8 protein-coding genes and 1 pseudogene are annotated in these 9,695 nt (G+C 55.6%); 2 read left to right on the top strand and 7 right to left on the bottom strand.

The window, feature by feature from the left end; translation table 11 throughout:
- Together ACW8F6_RS13765 and ACW8F6_RS13760 are read right to left on the bottom strand one after the other, a co-directional pair.
- Nucleotides 1–339, bottom strand: a pseudogene (locus ACW8F6_RS13765) (cell surface protein); the annotation flags it as partial.
- A gap of 12 nt (nucleotides 340–351) precedes the next feature.
- Nucleotides 352–2,073 (bottom strand): Aq_1262 family (lipo)protein, encoded by a 1,722-nt coding sequence (locus ACW8F6_RS13760; RefSeq protein ID WP_491576453.1) that lies wholly within the window; start codon nucleotides 2,071–2,073, stop codon nucleotides 352–354.
- 199 nt (nucleotides 2,074–2,272) lie between these two features.
- Between ACW8F6_RS13760 and ACW8F6_RS13755 the strand changes: the two genes are divergently transcribed.
- Complete coding sequence (locus ACW8F6_RS13755) at nucleotides 2,273–3,163, top strand: peptidylprolyl isomerase (RefSeq protein WP_491576452.1); 891 nt, start codon at nucleotides 2,273–2,275, stop codon at nucleotides 3,161–3,163.
- Here ACW8F6_RS13755 and ACW8F6_RS13750 read toward each other — a convergent pair.
- Both ACW8F6_RS13750 and ylqF read right to left on the bottom strand, forming a co-directional pair.
- Nucleotides 3,151–3,927 carry a TSUP family transporter gene (locus ACW8F6_RS13750; protein ID WP_491576451.1) on the bottom strand — a complete coding sequence of 259 codons (777 nt, stop codon included), beginning with the start codon at nucleotides 3,925–3,927 and terminating at the stop codon, nucleotides 3,151–3,153. The genes ACW8F6_RS13755 and ACW8F6_RS13750 overlap by 13 nt on opposite strands.
- A 25-nt stretch (nucleotides 3,928–3,952) precedes the next feature.
- Nucleotides 3,953–4,891 (bottom strand): ribosome biogenesis GTPase YlqF, encoded by a 939-nt coding sequence (gene ylqF, locus ACW8F6_RS13745; RefSeq protein ID WP_491576450.1) that lies wholly within the window; start codon nucleotides 4,889–4,891, stop codon nucleotides 3,953–3,955.
- A 113-nt stretch (nucleotides 4,892–5,004) separates the two neighbouring features.
- Here ylqF and ACW8F6_RS13740 point away from each other — a divergent pair, with 113 nt between their 5' ends.
- On the top strand, nucleotides 5,005–5,685 hold the full coding sequence (locus tag ACW8F6_RS13740; protein WP_491576449.1) for a transglutaminase-like cysteine peptidase: 681 nt from the start codon (nucleotides 5,005–5,007) through the stop codon (nucleotides 5,683–5,685).
- A gap of 32 nt (nucleotides 5,686–5,717) precedes the next feature.
- On the opposite strand, the gene ACW8F6_RS13735 is transcribed toward ACW8F6_RS13740, so the two are convergent.
- The 3 genes from ACW8F6_RS13735 to sucC form a co-directional block, all read right to left on the bottom strand.
- On the bottom strand, nucleotides 5,718–7,343 hold the full coding sequence (locus ACW8F6_RS13735; RefSeq protein ID WP_491576448.1) for a methyl-accepting chemotaxis protein: 1,626 nt from the start codon (nucleotides 7,341–7,343) through the stop codon (nucleotides 5,718–5,720).
- A 217-nt stretch (nucleotides 7,344–7,560) separates the two neighbouring features.
- On the bottom strand, nucleotides 7,561–8,433 hold the full coding sequence (sucD, locus tag ACW8F6_RS13730) for a succinate--CoA ligase subunit alpha (RefSeq protein WP_491576447.1): 873 nt from the start codon (nucleotides 8,431–8,433) through the stop codon (nucleotides 7,561–7,563).
- Nucleotides 8,433–9,599, bottom strand: coding sequence for an ADP-forming succinate--CoA ligase subunit beta (gene sucC, locus ACW8F6_RS13725; RefSeq protein WP_491576446.1), 1,167 nt, complete (start codon nucleotides 9,597–9,599; stop codon nucleotides 8,433–8,435). The genes sucD and sucC overlap by 1 nt, the downstream gene beginning before the upstream one ends.
- Nucleotides 9,600–9,695 lie beyond the last annotated feature (96 nt).

The following is a 9,695-nucleotide window of genomic DNA, read 5'->3' as shown; positions in this document are numbered from 1 at the left end:
AGCAACGCTGGCGAGCCTTGGGTCTAGGCTATCGATGTCCAGCCCTTCGATCACGCCCACGGCAGCATTGTTTTCGGGTGCCGGCAAGGTGTCGGAGGGGTGCTGAATATTAAAAAACAGCTCGCCGTTGTCGGTTTTGAAGATACCGGTGACTTCGGCTTTCAGTGGCAGTGTTGCCAGGCGCATCAGTGCGGGTGCCTCGGTTAAGTCTACGCCGTTAGCGCCATCGGCACCGTCGGCGCCGTTAATGCCGTTAAGTCCGTCGTCACCGTCACTGCCGCAACCGGTCAATGCGGCGGCGATGGCCAGAGCGAGCAGGGTGTGTTGCGTTGCTTTCATGGGTTCCATTCCTTAGTCGGGAGAGTGTTGCTTGTTATGAATTGGGGGTTGAGTTGTGTGTGCCAGATCGGTTACAGGTACCTGCCAGTTCAAACGCAAATCCCAACCGCGCAATTGAAATTTTCGCGCAAGGGGCGGTAGGCTTTCGTCAATATGGCGGTAAACATTGCTCGCCGGTTGCCAGGTGGCATCGCGACCGAAAACAAAGCGCTGGCTTTTTACCGTGTGGGTATAGGCTTTATTAAGTTTGAGCGCGCGCTCGCGCGAGGGCGTGATCAATGTATAGACATCGGCCTGGCGCACGGCCTCCACATCGACCTGGCCCTGTGCGTTAAACCAACGACTCAACATTTCTTGGTTTTGGCGAAATTCATCGCCGCCCCCTACACGCTGTAGATACTCCAGTATTTCTGGTGTGTTGGAGCTGATGCTCGGCGAGTCGCGCATCCCCTTGAGGTCGATGTAGCCCCAGCCTTCGGCGCCGGTTACCTTGCGCCCAAAGGCAAATGTTTGATCAATAGTGCTACCAATGGCCGAATGGCAGCCCATGCAGGCCAGGGTTTCCTCCGTGGTTTGCGGACGCAAATGCCCTTGATCGTCTTCAATGAAACCCGACAATAACCAGCCAAAGTCGTTTTCTAAACCGCGCTCTCGGTGGTTGGCGAAATAGGGCAATTCCTCATCGACTTTTTCTTTGCGCTCGCGTCGATAGCGGTTGTCTAAAGAAGCGTCGGAGAGCGCGCGAATTTTCACCATATGGCGCAACTCTTTCATGCGCGGCGGCGCTACTATGTCGTCAGTCTCGGTGACACCCACGTAGCGCACACTGTGTAAAAACTCGGTGCCCTCCGGGTATTGTTGCGCCAACAGCGGCACATGGGCCGCGTCGCCAAAGTAGTGGCCAGACACTTTCAGCACCGTTTGGTGGGGGCTGAGTGCGCCGTCGTCGTTAATATCAATGCCAAATTGCTGTTCGTTGAATGGGCGCACATTTAGATGCGGCAGGGATTTAATGTTTGCCTCCAGCAGCGCCAGGTTTATGCGGTAAATGTCTGCGCTATAGCGGCCTAGATGGCTGGAAAACATGGGCGGCAATCGAATTGCCACATCGTCAGTGGAACCATTGGTTGGCCAAAAAGTACTGGGAAAGGGTTTATAGTTAAACGCCACCCATCGACTGCCATCGCGGGCGTGCCCCTCGGTGTCAAAGGCGCGGGCGGGGTAGGCAAAATCTTGCAGGTCGGGCAGATAACCCTGCCAGTTACGGGCCTTCAGGCGTGCCAACAACGGACTGTAATTGTCTTCATTGATATAGGCCAATATGGCTTCGTCGCTGATGGCATCGATGTAATCGGTGCGATCGATAAACAGATTTTGCCAGTGATTGTTAATGCCCACATCGGAAAACAGGTAGGCGCCCTGCAGCGCGGCGTCGTCCAGCTTGTTTGCGCGATAGGGGGCCGCACGGCTTCGGTCGTAAGCTTGGTGACACACGTAGCAAGGGTTGTGCTGTTGTTCTGTGCGGGTGTAACACTGAGCGGGAATGGGCGCTTCGAGATTGGTGATGCGTGAATTGGTCGGCTGATAGCGCAGTGCCTCGGGAATCTCGGGAAAGCTTGCCAGCAGTGAGGGCGCGGGTGTTGCACCGTGTTCACTTCGGCAGGCCGACAGCACCAGCAATGCAGCCACAAGCAAAGTGATACCCAGTAGGCGACAGGTGATGCGTTGTTCCATATTTCCCCCTCATTTTTGTGGGGCTAATCTAAGTGGCAAAGATGACGGTGTTTTTGCGCTCTTATGGCAGTTTTCTTGCACATTTGCGGCATTGCGATGTTTTTGATGGACGCGTTGATTTATACGTCCTGGTAGATTGGGCGGGTGTTAAGCTGGCGCGGTTGCGAAGCACCTGCGCGATAAAATAAGGGCAATAACAATGCGTAAGTCGCTAAGTTTTCAACCGCGGTGGCGGCGATTGATGGGCGTGGGTTTACTAGTGTTTTTGGCCGCTGCTGTGCAGGGGCAATCATTTCGCAGTCCAGATCAATCGTTGTTGTGGTACCTCACGCTTGATACCGGGTTGGTGGTGATCGAGTTAAACCCAACCTTTGCTCCAAAAACGGTAGCACAAATTCAATCGCTCACGCGCGCGGGCGTATACGATGGCCGAGCGTTTTATCGGGTCATCGACGGATTTGTAGCCCAGGCCGGTGTGGGAGAGGCGGGCTCGGACGCCGGCGCCAAGGTGATTGCCTCGCTGCCTCTGGAAGCGGTCATTCCCTGGTCTCCTAGTCGGCAGCTGTCGCCGGTCCAGCGGCCAGATATGTTTGCGCCAGCCACGGCCTTTTATCAGGGGTTTGCTGTTGGGCTGGATGCCGCGCAAGGGCGCGCCTGGCTATTGCATTGCCCGGGCGCGGTTGGTTTGTCACGAGCCAATGAACCGGATAGCGGCAGCAGTGATTTTTACATCGTTATTGGTCAGGCACCGCGGTATCTGGATCGGATTATGACGGTATTTGGACGCGTCGTCTGGGGCATGGACAAGGTGCAAAAAATACTGCGTGCCGATCCCCTTGGCAGCGGTGTCATTGCGCCGGGGGAGCCGCAAACGCAGATCATTCGAGCCGCACTGGGCAGTGATCTAACGGCGGACTTACGGCTGGCGCTGGGTATCGAACATACCGAAGCGGCCGCGTTTGTGGAAAAACTCTCGGCGCGCCGAGTGCGCGAGCATCCTTTCTTTTTTGAAAAACCGCCCGCCGTACTGGACGCCTGTCAGGTGCCCATCAGTGTGACGCGCCAAGACGCCAGCACTCAGAATAAATAGCTAAGCAGACCAAAACTGCTCACCGCTAGCAACACGCACCCCAGCCCGCGGTAGAAGCGCGCGCTGTCGGCCTGCAACAGTTTTTGGTGAAAGTGTTGACCCGCCCAGTGGCCTATGGCTGCACAGGGTAACAACCAGAGGTGTTGTAACCATTGCAAATCCACGCCGGCCCAGACAAACGCCGCCATTTTTATGGACACTAGAATAAACCAGAGCGCAAATAATGTATTGCGCAGACGTTCGCGCGCTACGTGGGCGGCGAACACCGCCACGATCAGCGGTGCGCCTATGAGCGAAGTGCCACTGACGTAGCCACCCAGCATCAGCAGTACTTTATCCATCCAGGGTTGTTTGCTGACGAAGGGTTTATTCAAAATATAACTGATCGAATAAAACAGCACGATGGCGAAAATAATGGCGGTCATGATGTCGTTGGGTAGGGCCAACAGGCCGAAGACGCCGATGAGTTTTGGCACCAGCATGATAGCCAGCGCCCGACCAAGAAAAGGCCAGTCTACCCGTTGGTCGTTCTGTTGCGTTTTTGCCGCCGCTGTGTGTGCGCCGAATATGGTTAGACTGCTGAACACTAACAGGTGCACGGCTATAATGGGCAGGTAAACCAGTGGCCGGTCGTCGACCAACAACAAAAAAGGCAGGGAAAGGACGGCGCCGCCAAAACCCAGGCCAGAGCGTACAAAACCACTCCAAATAAAAATTACGGCAATGGCCAAGTGTGCCCACAGCGATAACTCGGGGAAGAACATACAAACTCCGTGTAGGGGTTGCGGATCAGGTGTGGCGTTTACCCGCTTTTTTCAGGGCTTTGAGCGCATCCTTTTCAGCGGCGATAGCGGCTTTACGGGCTCTTTCCGCCTCGATCTCGCGCAGCTCCTGCTCGATGGCTTCGGGTGTTTCAAGGGTGACCTGGCCGAGCCTTACGGCCCTAAAATCAGAAATCAGAATTTCCCCGCCCTTGTAAAAATCCACTTGGTTGGCCTTCATACCGCCTCGGCGGGTGCAGATGGCGGCGAGCAGGCCGTGGCTGTCTTTGGGCAGGTTTTGCAAGCCATAGCGTGCCTTGAGGCCCTCTGGGTAGTGGGCCATTAAATAATCCGCCAGGTACAGGCCCAAGTCTTCAAAATCAATTACGGTATTCTTGATGGCGCTGGTGGCCGCCAGTCTAAAGCCCGTGTTATCGTGCTCGAGCTTGGGCCACAACATACCGGGGGTGTCGTACAGGATGACGCCGCCGTCCAGGTTGATCTGTTGCTGCGCCTTGGTCACCGCGGGCTCGTTACCGGTTTTGGTGGCGGGGCGCCCGGCCATAGTGTTGATAAAGGTGGATTTACCCACATTGGGGATTCCGGCCACCATGACGTGAATGGTACGGTTCTGCTCGGCTTTTTGTGGCGCTAATTTACGGCACAGCTCGGGTATCAGACTTTTAAGTTTACCGGGCTTGCGCAAATCCACAGCCAGCGTACGGGTTTGACTATCGCGCTCAAAATGCGCCTGCCAGGCTTTGGTGCGCTCGGGATCTGCCATATCGTCTTTGCTGAGCAGCTTAATGACGGGAATCTCGCCCCGCGCCTCGCTGATCACCGGATTTTGGCTGGAGTGGGGCAGGCGGGCATCCAGAATCTCTACCAGAACGTCGATGCGCGGCAATAACTCCAGCATTTGCTTGCGCGCTTTGTGCATGTGTCCTGGGTACCACTGAATGCTCATTATGACCTCGATGCTGGGTTGAGATAGCTTGGGCGAGCAATTTTACCGATTAAAAGCGCTCGTGGCGATGCTGGGCTGACTATAATCACAATTGCCGTAGAAGGAGGGCCAGAGTGCGCAATCGACGTAAGGGGTGGCAGGTTTTCGCTGTAGTAGGACTCGTAAGTTGCCCCGCAGTGGTGGCCCAATTACAGGATTTTGGCGTAACGCAAGCGGTGTTGACCTGGGTTCAACAGACCTGGGGCGATGAGGCTCGCGCCCGTGTGGCCGCTTGGCCAGTTCACATGCGCGCCACATTGCGCGATCACCCAGCCGATTTGGATAAACTGACTCAGGCCAATGACTTCTTTAACCAGGTTGCGTGGGTATCAGATGCCGCCCACTGGCAGCAGGAAGACTACTGGGCAACACCTATCGAAACACTGGCCACTAATGGCGGCGACTGCGAAGATTTCTCTATCGGGAAATACGTGACCCTGTTGCACACCCGGCTAGATCCGGAAAAGCTGCGCATCACCTATGTAAAAGCGCTGGAATACAATCAGGCGCACATGGTGCTGGCTTACTACCCAAGCCCGAGCGCCGAACCCTTAATTCTCGATAATATCAATAAGACCATTCTGCCCGCCTCGGAGCGGCCGGATTTATTTCCGATTTACAGTTTTAATGGCGACGGCCTGTGGCTGGCCAAGTCGCGCGATAAAAAACTAACCAGCGATACCGAGAAAAGTTTACCCCAATGGCGCGATGTCAACGAGCGCATGCGGGCCCAAGGCAAAAACGCCGCGAATTAACGCGGCGCCGGTTTGCTTTTAGAGGTTGCTGTTTACACTCTGAAACGCGCAATCAATCCCGACAACTCAGAACTGGTGCCGTCGAGTTTATTGGCGATTTCCGTTGAGCGACGGGCACTGGTGTGGGCATTTTGCGCGAGCTCTGCCATGCCAGACACGTTGCGGGCGATTTCATCGGAGGCGTAACTTTGCTCCTCGGCGGCGGTGGCGATTTGGGTGTTCATATCGCGAATACGAGATACCGCATCGGTAATCGCGCGAATGGAGCCCCCGGCCTGACCCGCCAGATCGACGGTCGCACTGGTTTTTTCCTGGCCGTCGCGCATGGCCTTGACGGCCGAGGCGGCGCCGCTTTGCACGGTTTCAATGATTTGTTGAATTTCTGCCGTGGATTCCTGGGTACGCTGTGCCAGGCCGCGCACTTCATCGGCCACAACGGCAAAGCCCCGGCCCTGCTCGCCCGCGCGGGCGGCTTCGATAGCAGCGTTGAGCGCAAGTAAATTGGTTTGCTCAGCAATGCCCTTGATGACGCCAAGTACCGTTCCCACACTGGAGGTATCGTTTTCCAGTTTGTCCATGGCTTGCGCGATCTTGTTCACTTCTTCCGACAAGCTGTTAATGGCGCCAATAGTTTGCTGCATGACATCCAGACCGGATTTAGCATTGGCATCGGCCGCTTGGGCGGCCTCGGCGGCACCGGCGGCATTGCCCGCTACCTCCTGCACTGTGGCGCTCATTTCGTTAATCGCTGTGGAAACCTGGTCGGTGTAGTGCTCTGTCTTGCCCGTGTGCTGGGCGATCTCAGAGGCGGTTTCGTTGATATTGGCCGATGCGAGGCTCAGCGATTTGGCCGTGGCTTGAACAGCGGCAATGATCGAGACCACTTCGCTGCGCATGGTTTCCAAATTGCGGGTTAGCTTGCCGATTTCATCCATGCGCTGGCTGTGGAGCGCTTGGCTAAAGTCGCCACTGCTGAATTGCCGGATATTTTCCATCATGCCGTGGATGGGCTGAATAATGCTGCCTTTCAGCGTCCACCAGAGCACTGTCATGATCACTGCGGCGGCTAGAATCAGCGTAATGATGGCCGTGGTGGCCAGCTGGCTGGCTTGCTCCTGCAATTGCAACGATAATTTTTTCACGTTCTGCGCGATATTTTCTGCCGCCTGATCCAGCAGCGCTGCCGGTTGGCGATCGATGCCTTTGACGGCTTGATCGCCTACCTGGGGATCGAATTCCCCAAATACAAAGTCTTCAAAGCCCTTGTTATAGGCGTCAAACATCGATTTGTGCGAATCCCGGAAATCTTCCACCTGGGCTCTAAAGGGGCTGCCAATCATAGCCGCCTCCAGTGCGCGCGCGCTCTCTTGAATCTCTTGGCTTTTGTCCTTAAAGCGCCCCCAGTATTTCTCGCGGTCGGCTTCATTGCGGCCCCGTAGCAAGACGTTTTTCCACTCTTGCACTTGAATTTTAAAATCGTAATTGATTTGGTTAATGCTGCGCTCAAAGTGAATTTGCTCTTTAAGCAGCGTTTGGTATTTGTTCACTGTGCCATTGAGTTCTGAAACAGCGTAAAGCGCGGCGATGAACATCACAGCCAGGCCGCTGCCCACAATCGCCATTAGCCGCGTTTGCATACTTGTACTCAGCCAGTTCATTACAACCCCGCATTTTTTCAGTTATAAAAAAGTAGCTGGAAATTGCGAAAGTCTATTCGCGGGTGCCAGATACGTTAAAAGTATATGCAAGATATCGGCACTTGACTGAAAACTTGAAGATAATTAAGACGCCAGATGGACGAGGCCAGCGACGGGGGGAGGCAGATAAACAAAAGGGCCGCAATGCGGCCCTTTTGTGACAGAAATATGGCGGAGACTACCAGCCAGTGATTTCTTTCAATGCAGCACCAATGTCGGCCAGACTGCGTACAGTCTTCACACCGGCATCTTCCAGGGCTGCGAACTTCTCGTCGGCGGTGCCTTTACCACCGGCGATGATGGCGCCTGCGTGGCCCATGCGCTTACCAGCAGGTGCGGTAACACCGGCAATGTAAGACACCACAGGCTTGGTGACGTTGGCCTTGATGTAAGCGGCGGCTTCTTCTTCCGCGCTACCACCAATTTCGCCGATCATGACAATTGCTTCAGTGGCGGGGTCTTCCTGGAACAACTTCAGGATGTCGATGAAGTTAGAACCGGGAATAGGGTCGCCGCCGATGCCCACGCAAGTGGACTGGCCGAAGCCGTAATCGGTGGTTTGCTTAACGGCTTCGTAGGTGAGGGTGCCGGAACGCGACACGATACCTACTTTACCTGGCAGGTGAATGTGACCGGGCATGATGCCGATCTTGCACTCGCCGGGGGTAATGACGCCGGGGCAGTTGGGGCCAATCAAGGTCACGCCCAACTGATCCACAACCACTTTCGCTTCCAGCATGTCCAGGGTAGGAATGCCTTCGGTAATGCACACGATCAGCTTGATGCCGGCGTTGGCCGCTTCCAGGATGGAATCCTTGCAGAAGGCTGCAGGTACGTAGATCACAGAGGCTTCGGCGCCAGTGGCTTCTACGGCTTCGCGCACGGTGTTGAACACGGGCAGGCCCAGGTGAGTCTGGCCGCCTTTGCCGGGCGTTACGCCGCCAACCATTTTGGTGCCGTAGGCAATGGCTTGCTCAGAGTGGAATGTACCCTGTGCGCCGGTGAAACCCTGGCAGATTACCTTGGTGTTTTTATTGATTAAAACGCTCATTACTTGCCTCCCGCCGCTTTAACTACTTGCTGTGCAGCATCGGTCAGGCTGGTAGCGGCGATGATGTTCAAACCGCTTTCGCTCAGTACCTTGGCACCCAAGTCTGCGTTGTTACCTTCAAGGCGCACAACCACGGGCACTTTAACGCCCACTTCTTTCACTGCACCAATCACGCCTTCGGCGATCATGTCACAGCGCACGATGCCGCCGAAGATGTTGATTAGTACAGCTTCTACTGCGTCGTCGGACAGGATGATCTTGAACGCTTCGATTACGCGCTCCTTGGTGGCGCCGCCGCCTACATCCAGGAAGTTAGCGGGCTTGCCGCCGTGTAGTTTCACGATGTCCATGGTGCCCATGGCCAGGCCTGCGCCGTTCACCATACAGCCAATGTTGCCATCGAGGGCCACGTAGTTCAGCTCCCACTTGGCGGCATGGGCTTCGCGCTCGTCTTCCTGCGAAGGGTCGTGCATTTCTTTGATCTTGGGCTGGCGATACAGCGCGTTGCCATCGATATTAATCTTGCCGTCCAGGCAGTGCAGGTTGCCTTCTTCGGTGATCACCAGCGGGTTGATTTCCAGCAGGGCGAAGTCGAAGTCCTGGAACATTTTGGCCAGACCTAAGAAGATCTTGGTGAATTGCTTCACCTGGGCCGCGTTCAGGCCCAACTGGAAGGCCAGGTCGCGCGCTTGGTAGGGCTGAGCGCCCACCAGCGGGTCGATGACGGCCTTCAGGATTTTCTCGGGCGTCTCTTCGGCCACCTTCTCGATCTCTACACCACCTTCGGTAGAGGCCATGAACACGATGCGACGGGTTGCGCGGTCAACCACTGCACCCAGGTACAACTCTTGGGCGATGTCGGTGCAGGATTCAACCAGAATGCGCGATACGGGCTGGCCGTTTTCGTCAGTCTGGTAGGTCACCAGGTTGTTGCCCAGCCATTTTTTGGCGAAATCTTCGATTTCCTGCTTGGTGCTGACCAGCTTTACGCCGCCCGCTTTACCGCGGCCACCGGCGTGAACCTGTGCTTTAACTACCCATTTGTCACCACCGATCTCGGCGGCTGCGGCAACAGCCTCGGCAGGTGTAGCCGCAGCTACGCCCTTGGATACCGGGAGACCGTACTCGGCAAACAACTGCTTTGCCTGATACTCATGCAAATTCATGATGTCGTTCCACTTTGTGCGTTTGTTGGATGGGGCATTGGCCCCGTCATAACCACAATACGCTGTACCTGTGATGGTCAGCCGCTACGCCTGGCT

The sequence above is a fragment of the Simiduia sp. genome, from assembly GCF_058345725.1.
Note: the sequence above shows the minus strand (reverse complement) of the source record. Positions and strands in the feature narration are given on the sequence as shown.

What these genes read in the sequence shown, in the direction of transcription:
- ACW8F6_RS13760 (WP_491576453.1), bottom strand. Translation starts at nt 2,073, where the DNA reads ATGGAACAACGCATCACCTGTCGCCTACTGGGTATCACTTTGCTTGTG.
- ACW8F6_RS13755 (WP_491576452.1), top strand. Translation starts at nt 2,273, where the DNA reads ATGCGTAAGTCGCTAAGTTTTCAACCGCGGTGGCGGCGATTGATGGGC.
- ACW8F6_RS13750 (WP_491576451.1), bottom strand. Translation starts at nt 3,927, where the DNA reads ATGTTCTTCCCCGAGTTATCGCTGTGGGCACACTTGGCCATTGCCGTA.
- ylqF (WP_491576450.1), bottom strand. Translation starts at nt 4,891, where the DNA reads ATGAGCATTCAGTGGTACCCAGGACACATGCACAAAGCGCGCAAGCAA.
- ACW8F6_RS13735 (WP_491576448.1), bottom strand. Translation starts at nt 7,343, where the DNA reads ATGAACTGGCTGAGTACAAGTATGCAAACGCGGCTAATGGCGATTGTG.
- sucD (WP_491576447.1), bottom strand. Translation starts at nt 8,433, where the DNA reads ATGAGCGTTTTAATCAATAAAAACACCAAGGTAATCTGCCAGGGTTTC.
- sucC (WP_491576446.1), bottom strand. Translation starts at nt 9,599, where the DNA reads ATGAATTTGCATGAGTATCAGGCAAAGCAGTTGTTTGCCGAGTACGGT.